The sequence below is a fragment of the Clostridium kluyveri DSM 555 genome (assembly GCF_000016505.1).
Lineage (GTDB): Bacteria > Bacillota > Clostridia > Clostridiales > Clostridiaceae > Clostridium_B > Clostridium_B kluyveri.
The window spans coordinates 1,749,431-1,771,319 of record NC_009706.1 but is presented as its reverse complement, the minus strand read 5'-3'; the positions used below and the strand labels follow the sequence as shown (position 1 = coordinate 1,771,319).

Sequence of the window (21,889 nt, the reverse complement as noted above, 5' to 3'; positions counted from 1 at the left end):
GGGTGATGATAATGAAAAAAAATATATTAATAATAGATGACGACATAGATATAAGAGAAATGCTTGTAAATTATTTTACTAAAGAAGGTTATGTTGTACAAGCTGCATGTAATGGAGAAGATGGGCTTCAGATTGTAAAATCAAAGTCAGTCTCTTTAATACTTCTGGATGTGATGATGCCTAAAATGGATGGCTACACAATGCTCATTAAACTCAGGAAATTTTCAAACATACCTGTTATATTGCTTACTGCAAAAGGACAGCAGGTAGACAAAATAAAAGGATTTATAGATGGGTGTGATGATTATATGGTAAAGCCCTTTGATTTTACTGAACTTTCATTAAGAGTTATGGCTATACTTAGGAGAACTAAGATTAGTAGTGCAGTACAAAATCATATTCTCAAGGTTAAAAATATTGAAATCAATACTTTAGAACATACAGTAAAAAAGGATAATGTGGAAATAGTATTAACTCCCAAGGAATATGAAATTTTATACACACTGGCATACAATAGAGGTAGAGTGTATTCAACCAAAATACTTTATGAAATGCTCTGGAAAGATAACTTTATGCAAAACGACAATACTGTGACAATGCATATTAAAAATTTAAGGGAGAAGCTTGGTGACAGTGTTAAGCAGGGTAAGTATATAAAAACTATCTGGGGAGTAGGGTATAAAATTGAAAAGAATATTTAAGCTTAGAAGTGAATTAGTTTTTTCTGCAATTATTTCATTAATTATATCAGTTATACTTGTAGTCTTTTTGAAGGAATTTGTTTTAGGCTCTTTTTTAAATGATTCTAAAGATACTACAAAATATGTACATGAAGATATGATTGCTAAAGTTGAACAGGACTTAAAAAATATGAATATTAATGATTCTAATAAATTGCAAAAATATATGAATGAAAAATTCAGCATGTTATACTTTATTTTTATAGTACATAAAGATGGCAAAATAATAGCTTCAAATAATAAGGAAATTAAAAGCATAGATGCCGACAAAATTATAGATGGTAAAAAAACATTTAAATTTTTGAATGCACATAGGGACAACTTAGTTAAAATAACTAGATGTGATTATTTAAAAGACGGATGTTATCTATACTATATATATATTGGTTATGGGAAATTAGAAAATGGAAATATGGTAGGTATAATGATATTTATAATTTTTATAATTATTTTTTTCTTACTTATATGGAAACGTATATCCTATGTATCTAAAATAAAGTCAACAGTTAGAAATATTACAGAAGGTAATTTATCTAATCGTGTTCCATTGAAGTATAAAAATGAACTACGTGAGCTTGCTGAAGACATAAATTATATGGCTTCAAAGGTTGAAAAAGAAGAAAAAAATAGAAATGAATTCTTCACTAATATAGCTCATGATCTAAGAACACCATTAACTACTATTCTTGGATACATAAATATGATTAAGAATGACAAATATGAGTCAAAAGATGAACTTAACAATTATATAGACATAATGGATAAAAAAGGGCTTTATCTAAAAAGAATGCTTGATGATTTCTTTGAATACTCAAAACTTTCATCTAATGATATTGTCCTGGAAAAACAGAGACTTCAGATAAATGAATTGGCACGTCAGATATCTGAAGAAGAGGAAGATGAATTTATTCAAAAAGGATTGAAACTTTCACTTAAGCTGCCACAAGAAACTATTTACATTGAAGCAGATGCTAATTTATTCTTAAGAGCAGTGAATAATCTCTTAAGTAATGCATTTAAATACTCCAAACAGAATACAACTGTTGAGTTTAGTGTTAATAGAGAAATTTTTAACAATACATTTTATGCAGTACTTTGGGTATCGAATATACCCTATGACTTAATTTCCAATAGTGATCTAGAAAATTTTTTTAAAAGATTATATAAAAAGGACTTATCAAGGCAAAAAGAAGGTAGTGGTTTAGGATTATCAATTGTTAAAAATATAATGAAGCTTCATGGAGGATTTGTAGAAATTTATAGGGAAGGTAGTAGATTAGTATTCAAAATATATCATCCATGCCTGAGATAAAACCCTTATTGTTCAACTCTGTATCTCCTTAATAAAATTCATAATTTTGATAAACTTTGTAACTAAGAGGAAAAGTTAATAAGACTCTAGAATAAATTAGCATATTTTTTTCATAATTTATTCTTTACTATCTATTTATTAATAAAAACTATTTAATTTTTATTTTTGTTGGATTTATATTTACATAAGGTTCACCATTTGAATAATTAAGTTGATTTATCACAAGATATAATTTATTTATTTTGTTAAAGTAAGGGCTTTCAAATGATAAATTTATACAATTTTCCGAATCCATACTTACCAAAGCATTTCCTGAAATACTATATTTATTTCCTTTCTCATCTGTCAAATAAGGCAATTTGCTAGTATCCCCTCCAATTATTCTTCCAATTGAGTTACATTGAGATTTATCAATACTATTTTTACCTAATTGTATCCTAATTTCAGTATGGGTAGGGTAGATTTTTACACTTTTTAAAGTGAAATCAGTATTATTAATTGAAAATGGAATATTATTATATTCTTCTGGTTTTTGTGACTTTAGGTTTTTGTCAAGTTTTATTTCAAAATTCCAATTGCCAGATATATTTTTGGGCTCTCTATTAAATTTTGAAGTAAAATTACTGTAAGCTTCTTTAGAGTAAGACATATTATATGCTTCAGTAATACCTGAAACCATTAAATTTATTTCATCAGGTATTTTCATATCCTTTATACTTATTAACTCTATTGAACCAAAAGTTTTTTTATTTTGGGAATAATTTTTAATAGAATTACCTAATGATGAAATTATGCATTTATAATTTGTATTGCTTAACGATAAGCTATCTTCATTTTTATTATTCAGCTTAGGCGGAAGTATTTGTGACCTAAAATCATTACTACTCAAGAGAGTTTTTCCATTGTTATCATTTATAGAAAATTTTTCCAACAAAAGATTTTTGATATCCTTATCAGCCATTGTTCCATTTAACGTATATAATATAAATATATCTTTATCATCTGTAATTACATTATCAATAGTAATACTTATATTTTTATCTTTTTGAATTTTACTTATATCTTGAGATAAATTTTGATTTACAGCACTATTTATATTTTTATCATAATGAAATTGTACGGCATTGGTTATAGATGATATTACAGGCACATCACTTAATGACTCTGCAAAAGCAGGCACAAAATTAACACTACTAATAAAAATAATAATCAATGAAGCTATCGCAACATTAATCTTAATCAGTCTTAGTTTTATAGTTCTTATTTTTTTATCCCTTTTCGCTTTTGAAATAGATTTTTTAATTACGCCATCAAGCCTGTTCGATATAGTAATTTTTTCAAATCCATTTTTAGGCTTATACTTCATTTAAATATACCCCTTTTCTAATTCAACTTTTAATTTTTTTAATGCTCTTCGTAAATAAACTTTTACCGTACCTTCCGGATATTCCAAAAATTTAGAAATTTGAGGAATAGTCATATCCTGAAAATATTTTAAAATAATTAAGTTTTTATATTTTATACTCAAATTATCAATGGCATTATATAAGTCAATATTTTTAGATATGTTAAATTCCATTTCTGAAATATTGCTATCTTTATCCAATAAATTATAATCATCTACGTAAACAATATTTTTATTACTTTTCAATTTATTTATAGATAAATTTATGAGTATTTTTATAATCCAACTGCTAAAATACTGTGATTCTCTTAATTTATTTATATTCATATAAGATTTATATACAGTATCACTCACAATACCCAAAGCATCCTGTTCATTTTTAACGTATATAAATGCCATTTTATAAAGATTTTCTTTATAAGAATTTATTAACTCAACAAATGATGTATCATCCCCTTTTTTAGCATTATTCACAAGAATTTGAATTTTATCTATTTCTTTCACTATCTCACTCCCCTATAAAACATCTGAGAATAATTTATCATACACTAATTAGACAATCTTAATATATAAAAGGTTACACTTAATACCAATTATTAAGTTAAAAAAGTTAGTAAAATTTCTAAATAAAAAATAAATTATCATAGTTTACGATAATTTATTTTAAAACTGGGTTTGCTTTTTTTAAAATGTGCTATAATATAGTTAAAAGAAGCCATTGTGGTTTTTTATAATTGAATGTAATTTTTAGTTAAACTAAATGTATTTTGAGAGAGTGCATTTAGTTTTTTGAGTTTTTATCCTTATTACTGTCAACAGTAATTGAAATTTCATTATCACTGTCTTTGAAGCTGTTCTTAAATTTAAGAATAGCTCAGACTGTAGACAAAGTTAGAATAATAATGGATTATAAAGTAAAAATACTCCTGCAAATGAAAGAATGAGATAAAAGCAAGCTTCATAATGAGCTAAAAAAGATAGCTGTGTTTTATCTGAATTATTAAATTCTTTTTCATGTCTATTTTTAAATAATTTTTTCAATAAAGAATAAATTGTCCACCCTAAAAATGCCCCAATTGTATTCATTATTAAATCATCTATATCAGTAGATCTCATATTCAAAAGTTGACTTAATTCAATTATCAATGAAAAAAGTAATGCTGTACCTATTACTTTCCAAGGTGATTTGAATTGTCTCCAGATAAATGGTAGGAGAAAACCAAGAGGAATAAACATTATGATATTTGCCAAATGTGTCATAATACCTCCAGAAATAGAGTTAAAGGGTATCAGATTAAATTGAGTTAATATAGAAATGGTTTCATGTAGTTTAGTATATCGTGTAAATTCATAAATAGTTCCAATACCAGTACAAATAAGTACAAGGGTTATATATATGTAAAAAATGTATACCCATACAAAATGATTTAAACTATACCTATGTCCATTTTTATGTTCTTTTTTAATCATAATTATTTGAAATATAACGCAAAAGAATATTACACATAGGTATTCATAAACTAAAGCTTTGATAATTGTAATAAACATAATAATTTCATCTCCAATTAGTATAATTTTTAGTCTTACATTATATATAACGATTTTTAAACGTAAAATACTTCATAAGATGAAATAAGGGTATTTTTCCATTTAAAACAAATACCCTTTCACAAAATCTATTTCAATACATATTGGGCTAGTACACTTTGAAGTTCATATATATTTAGACTCTTATTAAATTGTTTTTGTACAGGCAGTTGAGTTCCTGATATCCAAATTTTTAATTCTGCATCTAAATCAAAATTTCCTGAGGTTTCTATGCTGAAGTGAGTAATGTTTTTATATGGAATTGAATGGTATTCTGTTTTCTTACCGGTAACTCCTTGTTTATCCACTAATATAAGTCTTTTATCTGTAAAAATGAACATGTCACGAATTAATTTATATGCTTTTTCAACATTTTCTGAAGAGGTCAATATATTAGCAAAATCTTTTTGTACCTGACCTGTATTTACTTCAGAGGCATTTCCCATTATACCGTCAAATAATCCCATTTAATTTTCCTCCAATTAATTATAATATTATGATTAAACTCAATTATATAGGATATAGAATTAGACGTCAAAATATATACTTTAAAGCTTATATTTTAGTGGACAATATTTTCAACTATTATGCTTTACATAATAGTTGAATTCATTTATAATAATATTAACTAATATGTAATGCATAATAGATGAGGTTAGGAGGGATACTTTGAAGCAAACTCAGCTTTTGAAAGGTGTACTTGAAGGATGTGTTCTTCTGATTGTTTTGGGAAATGAAGTATATGGATATGAAATGGTACAGTTGTTAAAAGAATATGGGTTTAGGAAAATAGTTGCAGGTACTGTGTATCCATTATTACAGAAATTAGAAAAACAAGGTTATCTTTCAAGTACAATAAAACCTTCACCAGAGGGTCCAGATAGAAAGTACTATCATATAACTCCGGAAGGAAGGATTCATTGCCAAGGATTTATTGAACAGTGGGAAGACTTGGCATCTACTGTTAACAATCTGATATGTTTGAAAGGAGAAAAACTATATGAGTAAACAAGGCAATTCTGTAGAAAAAATGATTGAAGGGAATAATCAATTACGAGAAAAGTTAACAGATAATAACAAAGAATATTATGAAAAGCTGTTGTTATATATTCGCAGTGCTGGTTTATTTTACGATGATTATGAGATAGAAAGCTTATTACTACAAATTTTACAAGATATAATATCTGCTCAAAACAATGGACAATCTGCAGAAGAATTCTTTGGAAAAAATCCGCAGGTGGCAGCAGATGAGTTAATTCACAATCTTGGAAAAGCCAGCAAAAAAGAAATTTTTAAATTAATAGGTGTGGTTTTTATTATTAGCTCATTCTTTTCTCTACTAAGTGCATTAACTACTAGGGATAAAGGGATAAATATACTTGTATTAATTCTAAATGGAATATTGAGTTTTCTGGTTGTGGGAATCGTATTTTTTATATTACACAAGGGTATTTATAAAAAAATCACTATAAAAAAATTTACTGATTTTCTGTTTATATGGATCTTTTTTGTTTTGATTATAGGATTATTTGTATTGATTCAATTATTTACTCCTTCCATTTTAACAGTATACTTATCGAACTTATCAGGAATTTGTATAATATCCATATTGCTTATTGGTGTTACTGTATTCACATTTACTCGTAATAATCAAATTAGACAGATTTGGTGGCCCTTTTTACCTTTTGTATGGATTTTAGGGGTTATTGGGATTGCCTCAAGATTACCCTTAATGGAAAATTATATATCAAGTAATAATGGTAAAATCATGATAGTATTATTGACTGTTTTTGGGCTAATCCTTTTTTATGGATTGACCTATTTAAACTTCAAAAAGGGAAAGTAGATATTTTTCTATTTAATTGAACCTGATATTGTTTAAAGGAGAGTTCAATAATAAATATGTAAAATTTATATATATAATTTTAATTTATAAGGGAACAATATATTTGTAAAAAAGTTTAAGGAGGGAAAATTTATGGCAGCTGGTGAAAAACAATTAGATTCTGGCAATTTAAAGGTATTAAAGGATCAAATCGGATATGAAGCGCTGATGAATAAGAAATTTAATGATTGTTCAGGAAAGTGCGGTGATATTCAAATAAAGAATTTGTGCAGTGAGGCTGCTCAAGTTCATAGACAAAATTTTGTTTCTTTAAAAACATACTTGGATTCACATCAATAAAAGAGAGGAGAATTAGAATTATGGATGAAAAGGAACTTATGCAGGACCTTTTAACTAGTGAAAAACAGGTTATTTCAGCGTATAGTACAGGGATAACAGAAACTTCTTGTGTTAATTTAAGAAATACTTTGGTAAATAATTTCAAGAATGCTCAGGATGTTCAATACAAAATTTTTGATACTATGAGACAGAAAGGCTGGTATCCTACAAAGGATGCTCAGGCAACAGAGGTACAACAATTGAAAGATCAGTCTAATCAGATGATGAGTTCATTGAAATAGTGGAAATATGAAGTGTCTAGGATAATCCACTGAGGATAAAATGGAGTGGTATAAATGTTCAATGCGTGTATTCTTTAAGATGCACATCATTTATATTGCTCCATAACTGTTTTAAAGAATAAAATATAATAATATTATGGGAGAATTCTACTTGAATTTAAAAATCACTTGATAAACATAATAAATATTGTAGAAACTACTCCAAAATTTCTGGATTTATCGTATAATGTTAATAAGATAACTACATATTTAATATGTTCTCTTTATGAAAAAGAGCTTGATATACCAGGAGACAGTATATATATAACTTTTAGTGAGGTAAGTGACTGGGGGTTTAATGGTAAATTATTCTAAGCATTTAGAATACAGTACTAGGCTGAGGGGGATTATTTATGGAGGAGAAAAAACAACGTGAACTTGAGGAATTAAGTGATGAAGTGGATATAATACTTTCATACAAAGATACTATATCTACAGAGGAAATAAATAATTTTGTAAATAAATTCTCCTTATTATCTGAATATGAGATAAGAGAAAAAATAAAAGAGTTAACTGGAGACAGCCTATATATACAGGAATCTGATGGCAAAGCTATAGAAGAAAAGCAATATGAAGATATAAAAAAAATAGAGGTCATGGAAAGTACAGAAGAGGATTTAAAACCTCATAATAATGTATCTCAGGACTCTGAGACTAAAAGTATGTCAGAAAATGAACTTTTCTATAATACACCAGAGGAAGTATTTGACATAAATAATATTCCAGAAGTTTCTTTTGTAAGGGCTGAAGTGAAATATGGCCAGCTTTCTTTAGAGTGGGGATGGCCCCGGGGTATAAATAAAGTTATGCTGTGCTATAGAATGGATAAATTTCCCTTAAGTTCTAAAGATTCCTCTGCCCATAACATTTTAATAGAAAGAAAGGCTGGTTCCTCTGAAGGAGACTATACAATGGACAGAGTAGTGGAGGAAAATTACTACTTTTCTATTTATACCCTAGTGGAACATGGTAAAAAGATGATATTTTCTCAGGGACAAAGAAGGCTTGTAGTAAATAAAATACCAGAGGAAATATTCTATGAAATAAAAATAAAAAGAAGTATTTTAGGAAAATTGAAAACTGCGGAGTTAGTTTTATCTACAGATAAGAAAGAAATAAATGTTCCACCACTTGTTTTAATAGGCAGAGCAGGGAATATGCCTCTTCAAAAATCCCAGGGAGAAAATCTTGTTACTACCGATTATGAAATGCTTACAAAGGATGAGAGTCTGTCTTTTACTATACCTACTGATAGTATAGGAAGAAATATGTATGTAAAATTATTTTTTATAGAAGATGTGAACAGTAAAATGTATAGAATAATATCCCCTGCAAAGGATAAACTGTATTTTAAGTGACTTTAAATATAAGGCACATACCAAGGAGGATTTCAGATGAAGCTTAACTTAAAAAAGAAAGATTATTATATATGTCCCTATTGTTTTTCAAAACATAGTTTAAATGATGTGAACTTTATGTGTAAAAATGATCCTGACGTATGTAAAAATGCCAAAGAAGGTATCGTACTGAAGCCAGATAGAGAGGAAAATAAAAATGAAATACTGGATTCCATATGCTGCAGAGAATGCGGAGAGAGAACTCATATAAAGATATGTCCAACCTGTCAGGCAGAATTGCCTTTTGCCATAGGACAATATGATGATTTGGTATTTGCAGTAATTGGGGCAAAAGAGGCAGGGAAAAGTCATTACATTGCAGTTTTAATAAATAAAATAATGAATGAAATAGGCTCTGCCTTTAATTGCAGTCTTTCTGCAGTAAATGATGCTACCATAAACAGATATAGAAATGATTTTTATAATCCGGTTTTTAAAAGAAATGAGCTTATAAGAGTAACCCGTTCTGCTAAGACAGATTCTTCTGTAAAACAGCCTCTTATCTATAACCTTACATTTAAAGAACAGGGGATTATGGGGAAATTTTTCAAAAGCAGGAGAATAAGTAATGTAGTTACCATTGCTTTTTTTGATACTGCAGGTGAAGACCTGGATTCTGAAGATACTATGAAAACTGAAAATAGATATATATATAATTCTTCTGGTATAATATTTCTTCTTGACCCACTGCAGCTGGAAAATGTAAGAGAGAGACTGCCAGAGGGAACAGCACTTCCAGAGGAAAATACAAAAATAGAGGATTTGCTCTCAAGGACTGCAAATCTAATCAGAAAGGCAAATGGTATAAAAATGAGTAAACTCATAGACATACCTGTGGCTGTGGCTTTTTCAAAAGTGGATGCAGTGGAATCTCTGGTAGACCCTTCAAGCTGTATAAATTATCCCAGCAAACATATAAGCAGGGCCTGTTTTGATTTATCAGATTTTGAGGATATGAATGGAACTATGGAATCTTTAGTTAGAAGTTGGGGAGGAGAAAATTTTGCAGAGCAGCTCAGCCTAAATTTTAAAGAATATGGATATTTTGGGTTAACTGCTCTGGGATGTAACTCTGTAGATGGGAAAATTACAAAATTAAGACCTCATAGGGTAGAAGATCCTTTTTTGTGGCTTTTATATAAATATAAACTGATAAAGGGAGAAAAAAGGAAGTGATTGTGAGTTATGGCAATTAAGCAGCTTTTTTATACTTCATGTAAAAAGGGGCTATCTTCAGGTATGGGATTCCAGACGTATTCTATGTCAGAGGGTATTACAGATGAAGAACGAAAAGAAATTGAAAGTTATTGTGTATATGTACCTCCAGACAACCTACCTACACTGCCTTCTTGTGAAGAAATAGATGAATTGTTTCCACTATCCTTTTCCTCCTTTAAACTGAAAAATAATAAATACTGCATATGCAGCAGTAAGTATATAGGCAGAGATTATTCGGGAAGGTATGGAAATTATTTTTGTCATGTGCTTATATCTCAAAAACCCTGGGATTTTTATCCCATAGAACTTTATGGTTCTCCTGTTTTTAGAGAATCTCTAACAGATGAAGAACAAAATAGAGAAGAAATTCTTTATCTGCCGGAGTTGGAAGAAATACCACTAGGCAATGTAATTAATTTTGATACCATAAGTCAATTTCTTAAAAAAGATGCAGTGGATAAAAAGAGAAAAGGATTTATACAGCTTATGGAGTCAGTTCTGGATTACAGTGGAAGCAAAAAAAGAATAATATATTGTGATGATAAAAATAACATACCTTTTTGGATTGGAGCAGTTTTAATGTGTCTTCCTAAGAAATTGGCCAGGCAATTTAGCTTTACTACCTATTGTTATAATCCTGAGGATTTAAATTATATAATTTGTGCTGTAGATAAGAAAGGAAGTAAATTTAATTTTAAAGAGAGTCAGAAATCATATAGGTATCATATCCACAATTTTTCAGGAGAACTTAATTATGAAACTAGCTGCAGCAGCAGTTTCATAAAACTGGCTGAAGTAGGTTATACAGTCTCTAAGGAAATATTCATGCCTTTTATAGATTTTATAGGTCAGTTTGAATATAATTTTTTGGATAAAGATATAAATAACTGTGTAAATCTATATAACATAGTAAAAAGGGGAATAGAAAAATCAAGTATTGAAAACATTAAAAAAGCATTGAGTTTTGCAATTAGCTATAAATCTATAAGGGCTTATGAGGAGCTTTTTAACTTGCTTGACCCAAATCTTGATAAAATGAGTACCCAGGTGGACTTGGAACTTTTAGAGATAATAACAAAATTTTTATTTAAAGCTGGACTGGAAACAGGAAATGGGAAATATATGACAAAAACTTATGAATTCTTTTTTAATTCTATTCATTATCTTCTGGTAGATGTTGAAGAGATTCCCCTGCAGGATATAATAGATCTATACCATAGAATAAGAGAATTAGAGCAAGTATCTATAGAGCAGTTTGCTCGAGCTTCACTTGATATAGATAGAATAAAAAATATTGAAATCTACGTCAGGGGAGGAAAAGTAAGACATGCAAAGTTCTATTTTAATACTCTGGTAAGAGATATAATTATTTTTAATAATAAATGTGATACCCAAAGCAGAAAAGTTCTATTTAGTATGGAAGGAGAAAATAAGAATATAACTATTTTATTTAATAAGTGTCTGGAAATGCTAATAAAATCTCCAGAAGATATTTTAGACATACTAAGCTCTTTTAAAAAAGATTATGAATACTTTGCAAAGATAATTTTAAGAGCCTATTATATTAATAATTATTCTAAAAGACGCAATGAAGTTGAAAAAATTCTGGCAGGATTTATTATAGATGAAGGAAATAAAAACAGCCAGTGGAAGAGAAAAATATATTCTGAAATAAACAGGTTAAATGGTTCAGAAAACTTTTTGTTTTCCATATATAGTTTTGAGCTAATAGAGAATAGTGATAAAGAGAATTTTTTTGTGAATTATTGTGAGGAAGTGTTTTATTTTTTCCAAGATTACAGAGATAAAAAATTTTCCGAATCTCTTGAGTTATACCTATATAATAAGGATATTCCACTAGAAGAATATAATAATATAATAGATTACATAGATAAAGGTTCTATAATAAACTTGATCTGTAGAAATGTACTTGAAAAACTTTTTACAGATTTTGAAGAAAAGATTGGTATAGAAGATGCAGAAAAGGAAAATTATATTATAGAAAAGTCTGTAGACATAAAAAATCGGTTTAAAATAAAAACTCCTTTGAGCACAGTAGAATTGCTGTATATAGGAAATAAAATTCAAAATTCCAAAGAGGATAATAAAGTTACACTGCTTAAAAAGATTAAAATTGATTTTTCTAATATGGATGAATATAAATATGAAGGATATCTAAAGTGGTTTTTATCCAGTATATGTGTATACCTTAAAAATGCAGGGGAACATTTTAAAGTTAAGAAGATCCTCTGGTGTGAAGTGTATTCAGGTATTTTTTATAATGTATATATGGATACACTGGAAGATATTATATTTACCAAAAAGTACAAAGATGTATTAAGAGCTTATGGTATAGAGGGATATACCGTATTCTTGGATTTTATCATAGCTGTATTTAAGAATATGGAAAGTATGGAGGAAGAGGCAGAGGAAATTTTAGATAATAGAATTATAGATATACTTACAAGAATTTCTGAAAGAAAATTAAAAGAGTATGATAGTTACTTTACAGAAAAGATTAAAAGGCTTGTGCAGGTGAAGCAAATCATCACAAAATGGCAGTATATTATGACCAGTGTACATGAAAAAAATAAAAATAAAAGCCGGTTTAAATTTTTTAAGAAATAGTAAAAAACCTATAATTGAACTGCCGGGAGGTGATTTTTAAAAGATATGCTTGATTTTATTTCATTGGTGTTTTTAGGTATAGCAGGTATAATTGCAGGAATAGTCTATGGATTTTTTAAGTGTGCATTAAGCTATTTTAAAGCCTTCAATTATAGTTTTAATAGAAAATATTCACTAAAAACCAAGGCAAAATTGGGAGAACCTGCAGCGGAAAAATATTTTTTTAATAAACAGTATGAGGATTTGTCAAATACTTATGAAAGTGCAAAATCCATTAACAGTGGTAATATTTTAATGTTAAAGAGTCAGCTCAATACAAAATCATATTTTACATATTACAGGGTAAAAACTGGTCAAAAAGTAATATATATATTGGGTAATTTAATAAATGTAATCTGCGTCTCAATACATTTTTTAATAGTAACCATTATAAGTATGCCCATTTACCTGTTTTATTTTATAGTGTTATGTGGTGAAAAGTTTAAATTCAAAAGAGGGAAAATAGGAGGAGTGTGTCCAAGATGTCTAACCAGGTTTGATATACCTTATTATATATGTCCAAAATGTGGAAGAATTCATAAAATGTTAACTCCGGGACCCTATGGTATAATTAAAAGAAGGTGCAAGTGCAAAGAAGTAATTCCCTGTACTAATTTAGGAGGAAGATTCAAACTTAAGGCCATATGTCCTGTGTGTGGAGGGGATATTGAAAGCAGAGAATCCTCTCCCCTGTGCATACCTGTTGTAGGTCCTGGATCTTCAGGGAAAACCTCCTTTATATATTCTACTATAAATACTCTAAGGGATTGTATTTCAAGAGAGAGAAAATGGAATATAGAATTTCTAAATGAAAATTGTGGGGATAAAATTAAAAAAAGTTTGGAATCCTTTAAAAAAGGTATTCCACCTGAAAAAAGTGATAACAGTCATACAGAGGTATATAATATTTTTATAAATTCATCTAGGTTTTTCAATGAAAAACTTTTATATTTTTATGATATTGGAGGGGAATATTTTAATTCAAGAGCTAACATAAGGACACAAAAGCACTATAAGTATATAGAAGGTTTGATTTTTGTCATAGATCCCTTGTGTATGGCCCGGGGAGAAAAGTATATTAAGAAAAATGAATCTGTAAAAGGCAGGTTCAGGGATATAAATATACATGATTTTATAGATCGTTTTATATTGGCATTAAGGGAAATTAATCAAATCCAGCCTAAGAAGCTTATTACAATACCTGCTGCGATTGTAATAAATAAAATGGACTTGTTTGGGTATAATGGACCTATAGAAGATTTTCTTCGGGAGATGGGAGAAGATGCCCTAATAAAAAAATTTGAATATAATTTTGCAAGTTATAAATTCTTTTCCTGCAGTTTGTTTCCATATGAAGAAACTGCTGCAGCAGAGGTTGTAAAGTGGATTTTAGGCGAGACAAATAGTGAGTTTGAATTTTTAGAAAAGGGGAAACATGGAAGTGTGAGGAGTGTATAATTGTGAAAAATAAAGCTAAATGGGTTTTAGTTGTAACTTTAATATATGTACTTCAGGTGGCTTTTATTCCTTTTTCAGGTGTTTTGGCAGCACAATCTGGAACCAGTATGGATGTGATTTTTGTGCTTGATTCCAGTGGTTCCATGGCGGAAAGCGACCCTGAAAAAATACGGGAGGAAGCCATAAAAATGTTTCTTGATATGGGTCAGATTCAAGGTAACAAGGCAGGTCTTGTAGCTTATTCAGACAGCATAGTGAGAGAACATAATTTAGATAGCATAAATTCATCGGAAGACAAAGACAGAATAAAGAGTATGGCCTCGGATATTTCTCTTGGTCAGAGAACAGATACAGGAAGGGGACTTTTAGAAGCAGTAAAATTAATGGAAAGTGGCCATAAAAGTGGAAATAATCCCGTTATAATTTTATTATCCGATGGGAAAAATGATCCTGAGAGGAGTCAGGATGAGTCTTTAAATGATTTGAAAAATGCCCTTCAAATCTGCAAAAGTAAAGGTTATCCTGTATATACCATAGGACTTAATTATAATGGAACTGTAGATAAAACCCAGCTTGGTGACATATCCAGTTCAACTGGAGGTAAAGACTACATAACAAATACAGCTTCGGATCTGCCTGCCATCCTAACGGATATATATGCAGATAATTCAAAGCTTAAGGTTCAAGATGGAGGAACTATTAAAGCTAGTGGAGATTTTCAGGAGTTGAAGGTGAATATCCCGAATTCAAATGTACTTGAGGCCAATATATCAATGCTTTCAAGTACTCCTGTGGAAGTAAAACTTTTAAATCCTTCAGGCAAGGAGGTTTTAATACCCTCTGAAAATACCCTGTTTACCTCATCTAATAAATATTCAATGCTTAAACTTATCAGCCCGGTAAAGGGAGCATGGACAGTTAAGGTTAAAGGAGTAAGTGGAAATGATATAAAGGTAAGTTATATATTTAACTACGATATTCAGCTGAAGGCAGTTTTTACTCCTGAAAATCCAGTTAAGGGAGACAAGGTGAAAATTCAAGCCTATTTTACCAGTAATGCAGATAAGGTTGCAGATGAGGAGCTTTATAAAAATGTAGAGGCAAAACTTATTGTTAAGAATCTAAAAGACAATTCCACTAAGGAAGTACCTTTAACTTCAGGGGACAATTTGTTTAAAGGGGAGTATTCCTATTTGGAAGAGGGGAAATATGAGCTTAAGGTAAGGGTGGATGGAGACAGCTTTTATAGGGAAAGCAATACCCTGGTTATAGGAGACAATACTGGTGGGGCTGTGTCTAAGACTCAGTCAAAATCTTTTATTAAAAACCCAATAACTTTAACTGTAATTGGAATTATACTGGCAGCTATTTGTACTTATATAATTATTATGGTAATAAAGAAAAAACGTATCAGGGGTTTTGGCCGTATAGAGTTAAACATAATGGATGAAAATACCGGTGAGGCTTTGTCTCCACAATTCAGAAATTTAGACAGCTATATAGGAAGTTTTACTCTATTTGATGTATTAGGACTTAAAGAAGAATATTCAGAAACTGAACCCATAAAATTTGTATTCAAAAATGACGATAGTTTAGAGATAGTTAATAAGTCAAACTGTACTCTTCAAAAGTCAGGAAAAATACTGGAGAATAGTTCAAGAGTAATACTCTATAATGGAAATAAAATAAAAGTTCTTTTAAATAAAGTTCCAAAAAGCATACTGGTGGAATTTCATGCTAAATAGGTTAAAAGGTAAACTTATATGAAGGGAAGATAAATTATGAACAGTAGAATTAGAGAACATCTTCAAGATCTTGAAGTAAGCAGGGGCGGAGGAATTATAAGTGATAAAATACGTATAGAAACCATACCAAACCCTATGCTTATAATAGGACTTGGTGGGACCGGCATAGATGCAATGCTTAGACTGAAATATCAAATCAACAAGAGATTTATCCTGGAGGAGGATATTATTTCAAATACAAGAAAAGATAAGCCTAAAAAGGTAGAATTTTTAGGCTTTGAAACCAACCAGGGAGAAAAGAATAAAAGATATCCTGGAAATGGAGGAGTAGGACTTGATCCTCAAAGTGAATTGGTCATGCTGTCAAATGCAGAAATAAGATCTATTTTAAAAGATCGTAAAATATTGGATGACTGTATAAAGGAGTGGCTGTCACCGGAGCTGTCTTCTGAAAGCGGTACCGACGGTGCAGGGGGAGTAAGACAGGTAGGAAGGCTTTTATTATTTACAAAAATCAATGAAATTGTTGACTGTATTGAAAAGAAGATAAGATTACTGCAGGAAGACAAAGAAGAAACTCTCCATGTATTTATACTTTCCGGGCTTTCTGGGGGAACGGGCAGTGGTACCTTTATAGATATAGCTTATATAGTAAGGGGAATAATGAATAATATATATGGTTCAAAAGGTGATGACAAGGTTAATATAATGGGGTATTTGTTTACACCGGATGTGAATTTGTCAAGGTCTGCAGATAATCAGTCAGCACAATCCTATATTATAAAAAATGGTTTTGCAGCACTTAAAGAATTGGATTATCTTATGGGTATAGGAGACAGACACGAGAGATTCACACAAAAATATAGAAACAGACTTACTGTGGATTCACCAATGCCCCCTTTTAATCTGTGTCACTTGATTTCTGCAACCAATATAGATGGAAGACCTATGAGTAATGCCTATGATTACTGTATGAATGTTACAGCCGAGAATATCGTTAACTTCATGTCCAGTGAAGTAAGGGAATCCGGTGGAGTATTTGCAATACAGGACTATATAAGTAATTTAAAACAAAATACTGATAACATGGCAAAACCTTATATGTCAAACTACAAGTATGTAATTATAGGAGCATCTTCAGCAGTACTGCCTCTTGAGGAAATAACCACATATCTTGCCTATAAACTTTTTGAAAAAATGCAGTATATGTTTCATAATATTCCAGAGGAAAATGAAGTGGATAAGTTCATAAGAAGGCTTAAACTGGACGAAGATGGGGTAATTGAAAGATTCGAAGAGCAGGTTCAAAACAGGAAGCCAATAACAGGGTACAAAGATAGAGAAAAATACAACTACAGCAATGTAATAAAAAAGCAATCAGTTAATATTGATGAGGAAATGAAAGAATATTTAAGAGACTGCATAAATGAATATAATAAAGTGAAAACTCAATATCCGGGTCAGGTAGAAAAAGAAGCACGGGAATTAGTAGATGGGATTTTTAAAGATCCCAAAAGAGGACCTTTTTATGCCTCTAGAATTTTATTTTCCAAGGGCTTTTGTGTCATAAAGACATTGGAGGTGGAAATCACATCCCTTAAGGAAAGACTGTCTAATATGTCCAGAGAAATAAAGTTAAAGAAGGAACTGGCTGAAGATAAGTTCCTGCAGGCTAAGAAGGCAATTTTATTCACTAAAGAAGGTAGAAAAAATGATTTCATAGAAGCAAAAAGTGAGGAGTATATATTAAAAGCAGAAGAAGAAAGAATTGTAAGGGTGATAGAGTTCTATGAAAAAGTGATTGAAAATTTAAGTCAATTAAACCATAAAATCTATAAGGTATATACAGACATATTAAATGAATTAAATAAAATATTTAAAGAAGATGGGGATATACTGGCAAAAGGTGAAGAAATAGAAGGAGCCCTTGGAAGGACTTATTCCTGGACGGTAGTTAGGGTGCCGGATTTGACAGATTACATAGAGCGGGTCGTAAATAAGGAGACTGCAGATGAACTTATGAGGAAATTTTCCTATAGACTTTTGGAGGAATCCCAAAAATGGTTGGATGAGGTTCATATAGATGTGGTGGGATCAATTTCAAATTTTGTATCTGAAGAATATGGAAATGTAATAACCCAGTCCATGGAGGAATTTTTATCTCTTCAATATGGAGAGGATAAATCCATTATCAGTATAATAAAGGATAACATAGCACCAAAGCTTGACAAGGATGCAGTTCCTATTTTCCATATAAACAACATGGAGGCTGTGAATTTTCCTACATGGAGCATGGTTTCAGTACCTACAAATGCCAAAAAGATTCTTGAGGGAATTAAAGAGTATAAGAGAAATTCCCACAGGGGTGATTCTATTAATATTAAGGAAAGTACAGTGACTAACAGGATATTTTGGCTCAACACCAAAAATGGAGTACCTCTTTATTCCTATGCTCCTATAAAGCATTATGAAGAAATTTATGAAAAAACACTGTTTGAAAGAGATGGAATAGGAAGACACCTATATCAAAGTGAAAATAGAAACTGGATATATCTCCCTTCACCTATTCCAGAGCAGTCCTGGGGTACAACTTATGTAAATGAAAGGGTAAAGAACTATAATGATGAGGTAAGGGAACTTTTTAAAAGAGGAGTAGAACTTGGGTGTGTAATAGATACGGAAAAAGGAAGCAATGAAAGATATAAATGTATTATTACAAAAGATTTCAATATAGATGAATTTATGGAGCAGTACAGCATTGATATGCAGGAAGATACACCTAATATAGGGGAAATAAAAAGGGCCATAACAGATATTGAAAAACTTTTAAAAGAGGGAATTACTCCTGTGGAAAACCATGATATGCAAAAATATTATATATTTGAAAGCAGTGATGAGGAAAGAGCACAAAATAATCTTATAAGAACTCCTGAACTTACCAGACTTTTATTACAAGAAGTAGAAAAATATGAAGCAATTATAGCTAAAAAAGAAGAGCTTGAGAGTACTATAGAAGGCTTAAGTAAGGCTCAGGCAGACATGGATAATTTTTTAAGGGCATTGTATACAGATACCATAGTGAAAAAGGGAGTATTTTATATTTACAATGGGGGAGATGACAGTAAAGTAAGTATAGAACCTTTTATAAATACTTTAAAAGAAAAAGAATACCACCATGAAGCCGTATTTAAAAAATATTCTTCACTGGATGAAAGAGACAAGGTAATTATAGATGTAACCTCTGATAGAAGACTTGAAAATCTTTCAATGGAAGAGGATACAAAAACTCTTATTTTAAATATAGATACTCTCCTTGAAACTTTTAAAGAATGTATTCGGGAATTGGATATAAGAAAGTATCAATTGGTAAATGGAGATGAACTTTTTGCTTTTTACAATGAAATGCTTTCAAGACTGCAGGAAGTAAGAAAACAATTGGAACAATAGTTTTGAAGGTAAGGTGAGTCCTTGTCTTCTATTTCCCCAGGAGGAATTTTTATGGAACATATATTGGAGAATTTCAAGGAGGAATATGATTCAATAATTCAAAGAAGAATTTATCATAATGAGGTAGTCAGGAGTGCAAATAACCCTATACTTTTTGTATTTTTAGGAGATGGTGTTAAAGAAGCGTATGAATATATAGAAAGCAGTATAAGGCATAAGTGGGATAATGGAGAAGGTATAGCTTTTATAAATATTACTTCAGATAATGTGGAACACAAAGATGACTCTTTTAATTTTCAGTTTGATTTTAAAGATAAAAAATCCTTAAGAAAAAATATATGGGAAAAATTTTATAGTGACAGGAAAGAATTAGAAAATTTAAATAAAAAGATAAAAATGCTAAGAGATAAAATATTATCTAGCGGAAATTTGTTTAATTCTTTTGAAAATATAAGCATTTCTGTAGTTACTGCCTCAGATGATCCTTTAAGTATATTAGTCCCTGAAGTAACTCTGCTAATAAGAAAAAAAATGCTGGAAGTATTTAAGACGGGCACTTTGGATCTTTATGTTCTCGTAAAGGAAAAGAATATGGAAGATGAGTTTTTTTCAAGAGCCCTTTCAGTAAGTTTTTTCAGGGAAATAGAATATATGCAAAGTGAGGGTTTTAAGTTTGATGAAAAAATAGATGTGTATGGAGAGAATAGAGAGCTTTCTGTAAGTTTTAGTGGAGCTGTATTCTATATGACATATGTTTTGGAAGAAAAAAATGAAAAGGGTATAATACCAGAGGGTTCCATGGTGAATAATTATGAAATAATAGCCTACTTGAATCTTATAAAAAATAGAAGTGTAAGTATTGACAGCTTTGCAAATGCGGAAAATCAACATTATGATAATGCAAGGTTTAAGGCAAATATACTAAGGGAAGATTCCTTAAACAGATATGTTACCGCAGGACTCTCTAAAGTGAAGAGACCAGGAGGTGCCATTTGTATAACAGTACTTAAGGCTTTCTATGAAAGAATTGTAGAAAAATTAAATGAATTATCCATGAAAAAAGTGGAATTTATAACTGAAATACTAAAGATAGATGAGTCAGGTTTAAATTCAAAAGTTGATGATATTTTACCAAAGCACATATCCATAATGGATATGAAGGGCATTATGATGTCACCTGTTTCAAAAGTAGAAGGATTTACTTTAAAACAAATTGAAGAAAAATTGTATGGAAACAGATGTAAAAATTTTTTTCGAGAAAATTTTATAATACCTTCTAAAAATAATTTGGAGGCCATAAATATTGAAGCACAAATTAAAGCTCTGGTAAAGGGAAATATAACAGACAACACTAAGCTTGGGTTATACTGTGCTTTAAATTGGACGGGAGAAGAAGGCCCCACAGTAAAATATCTGAGAGATAAAATAAAATTTATAGATAGAATTATAGATAACATAAAAAATGAAATCAACAGCTTATATGAATCAAGATTTATAGAGGGGTTCAGCCTTAAAAATTTTTTTATTAAAGGTAAAGGGATAAAGGAAGCTAAGACAAAAATATTTAAAGATATATACGAAAGAAAGCTTGAAATTTTGAGATTAAATATTTCAAAAAATATAATTAAACAGTATGAGAACATTTTGTTAAAAATCCATGGGGAGGTTTCAGAAGAAGCAAAAAACCTCCTGTACATAGGAGAGACGATTAAAAGCTATGAAGACAGCATAATAAAGAATGAAGATGACTATGCATCACAAAATGTAAAAGTTTATTATAAAAATGTGGTAAAGAATATTTTGGATAATCTTGAAAAAAGTTATGGTGAAGCCTTTTATTTAGAAGGTAACTATATAGGAAATCTTTCAGTGTTATTGCGGGAAGGAAGGGAAAAAGTACTTGAAAAGATAATACCATTTTGCAATAAATATATTTTCACGGAAGATGAATTTAAACTGTCTTTTGAGGAAGAGTTTAATAAAAGAGCCAATATCAGTCTTTCTGACTATAATTTAAAGGTACTTTCAAGGGAAGAACTTTACCGCAGACTGTACAATATACTTGAGGATAATTCTGCACTTAAAAGTCACATTATGAATTATGATGTAAAAGGGTATCAGGAAAAATATTTTTTTGGAGATTACAGCAGTGATTTTATAAAATATGCTTTTGATTTTGACAGAAAAACAAGAAACTATAAAATAGGGTATATACATGAGATAAAAAGCAGCGGTATTGAAAAATTGAATCTAATGGGAGGATTTGGGGCAAAGGACATTATATATGTAAAATCTTCTATTGAATTTTATAACTATTGTCTGGAAAATGAATACCTGCTTCACGGTATTGATATAAACTTATTGCCTCATATAATTTAGATTTTCACCATCTAAAGGAAGGTAATGTT

General features: G+C 30.0%; 18 protein-coding genes. 14 read left to right on the top strand and 4 right to left on the bottom strand.

What is annotated here, in order from left to right; all coding sequences use genetic code 11:
* Window positions 1–11 precede the first annotated feature (11 nt).
* Both CKL_RS08270 and CKL_RS08265 read left to right on the top strand, forming a co-directional pair.
* Complete coding sequence (locus tag CKL_RS08270) at window positions 12–701, top strand: response regulator transcription factor (RefSeq protein WP_012102077.1); 690 nt, start codon at window positions 12–14, stop codon at window positions 699–701.
* Window positions 685–2,052, top strand: a complete 1,368-nt coding sequence (locus CKL_RS08265; RefSeq protein ID WP_012102076.1) for a HAMP domain-containing sensor histidine kinase — start codon at window positions 685–687, stop codon at window positions 2,050–2,052. The genes CKL_RS08270 and CKL_RS08265 overlap by 17 nt, the downstream gene beginning before the upstream one ends.
* 148 nt (window positions 2,053–2,200) lie before the next feature.
* Here CKL_RS08265 and CKL_RS08260 read toward each other — a convergent pair whose 3' ends face one another.
* From CKL_RS08260 to CKL_RS08245, 4 genes are all read right to left on the bottom strand, one after another.
* On the bottom strand, window positions 2,201–3,418 hold the full coding sequence (locus CKL_RS08260) for a DUF4179 domain-containing protein (protein ID WP_012102075.1): 1,218 nt from the start codon (window positions 3,416–3,418) through the stop codon (window positions 2,201–2,203).
* Window positions 3,419–3,961 (bottom strand): sigma-70 family RNA polymerase sigma factor, encoded by a 543-nt coding sequence (locus tag CKL_RS08255; RefSeq protein ID WP_012102074.1) that lies wholly within the window; start codon window positions 3,959–3,961, stop codon window positions 3,419–3,421.
* A gap of 387 nt (window positions 3,962–4,348) precedes the next feature.
* Entirely contained in the window at window positions 4,349–4,927 is a 579-nt protein-coding gene (locus CKL_RS08250) for a VanZ family protein (protein ID WP_242649485.1), read from the bottom strand.
* Window positions 4,928–5,133: 206 nt separating this feature from the next.
* Window positions 5,134–5,511: a PH domain-containing protein gene (locus tag CKL_RS08245; RefSeq protein WP_012102072.1), complete on the bottom strand. Its 378-nt coding sequence runs from the start codon at window positions 5,509–5,511 to the stop codon at window positions 5,134–5,136.
* A gap of 202 nt (window positions 5,512–5,713) precedes the next feature.
* Here CKL_RS08245 and CKL_RS08240 point away from each other — a divergent pair, with 202 nt between their 5' ends.
* The 12 genes from CKL_RS08240 to CKL_RS08185 all read left to right on the top strand — a co-directional run bounded on the left by CKL_RS08240 (window position 5,714) and on the right by CKL_RS08185 (window position 21,860).
* Complete coding sequence (locus CKL_RS08240) at window positions 5,714–6,052, top strand: PadR family transcriptional regulator (protein WP_012102071.1); 339 nt, start codon at window positions 5,714–5,716, stop codon at window positions 6,050–6,052.
* Window positions 6,045–6,890, top strand: a complete 846-nt coding sequence (locus CKL_RS08235) for a DUF1129 family protein (protein WP_012102070.1) — start codon at window positions 6,045–6,047, stop codon at window positions 6,888–6,890. Before CKL_RS08240 ends, CKL_RS08235 begins: the two co-directional genes overlap by 8 nt.
* Window positions 6,891–7,022: 132 nt before the next feature.
* Window positions 7,023–7,229 (top strand): hypothetical protein, encoded by a 207-nt coding sequence (locus CKL_RS08230; RefSeq protein ID WP_012102069.1) that lies wholly within the window; start codon window positions 7,023–7,025, stop codon window positions 7,227–7,229.
* Between the two features lie 20 nt (window positions 7,230–7,249).
* The gene (locus tag CKL_RS08225; protein ID WP_012102068.1) at window positions 7,250–7,510 is read left to right on the top strand and encodes a spore coat protein; all 261 of its coding nucleotides are present in this window, start codon (window positions 7,250–7,252) and stop codon (window positions 7,508–7,510) included.
* 168 nt (window positions 7,511–7,678) lie between these two features.
* Window positions 7,679–7,864 carry a tautomerase family protein gene (locus CKL_RS08220; protein ID WP_012102067.1) on the top strand — a complete coding sequence of 62 codons (186 nt, stop codon included), beginning with the start codon at window positions 7,679–7,681 and terminating at the stop codon, window positions 7,862–7,864.
* 38 nt (window positions 7,865–7,902) lie between these two features.
* Window positions 7,903–8,907: a hypothetical protein gene (locus CKL_RS08215; protein ID WP_012102066.1), complete on the top strand. Its 1,005-nt coding sequence runs from the start codon at window positions 7,903–7,905 to the stop codon at window positions 8,905–8,907.
* Window positions 8,908–8,943: 36 nt separating this feature from the next.
* Window positions 8,944–10,122 (top strand): hypothetical protein, encoded by a 1,179-nt coding sequence (locus CKL_RS08210; protein ID WP_012102065.1) that lies wholly within the window; start codon window positions 8,944–8,946, stop codon window positions 10,120–10,122.
* Between the two features lie 9 nt (window positions 10,123–10,131).
* A complete protein-coding gene (locus CKL_RS08205) occupies window positions 10,132–12,792 on the top strand; it encodes a GAP1-N2 domain-containing protein (RefSeq protein WP_012102064.1) in 2,661 nt (886 codons plus the stop codon).
* 45 nt (window positions 12,793–12,837) lie between these two features.
* Window positions 12,838–14,289: a hypothetical protein gene (locus tag CKL_RS08200; RefSeq protein WP_012102063.1), complete on the top strand. Its 1,452-nt coding sequence runs from the start codon at window positions 12,838–12,840 to the stop codon at window positions 14,287–14,289.
* Between the two features lie 2 nt (window positions 14,290–14,291).
* The gene (locus tag CKL_RS08195; RefSeq protein ID WP_012102062.1) at window positions 14,292–16,034 is read left to right on the top strand and encodes a vWA domain-containing protein; all 1,743 of its coding nucleotides are present in this window, start codon (window positions 14,292–14,294) and stop codon (window positions 16,032–16,034) included.
* Between the two features lie 36 nt (window positions 16,035–16,070).
* On the top strand, window positions 16,071–19,481 hold the full coding sequence (locus CKL_RS08190) for a tubulin-like doman-containing protein (protein WP_012102061.1): 3,411 nt from the start codon (window positions 16,071–16,073) through the stop codon (window positions 19,479–19,481).
* 51 nt (window positions 19,482–19,532) lie between these two features.
* Window positions 19,533–21,860 (top strand): hypothetical protein, encoded by a 2,328-nt coding sequence (locus tag CKL_RS08185; protein WP_012102060.1) that lies wholly within the window; start codon window positions 19,533–19,535, stop codon window positions 21,858–21,860.
* Window positions 21,861–21,889 lie beyond the last annotated feature (29 nt).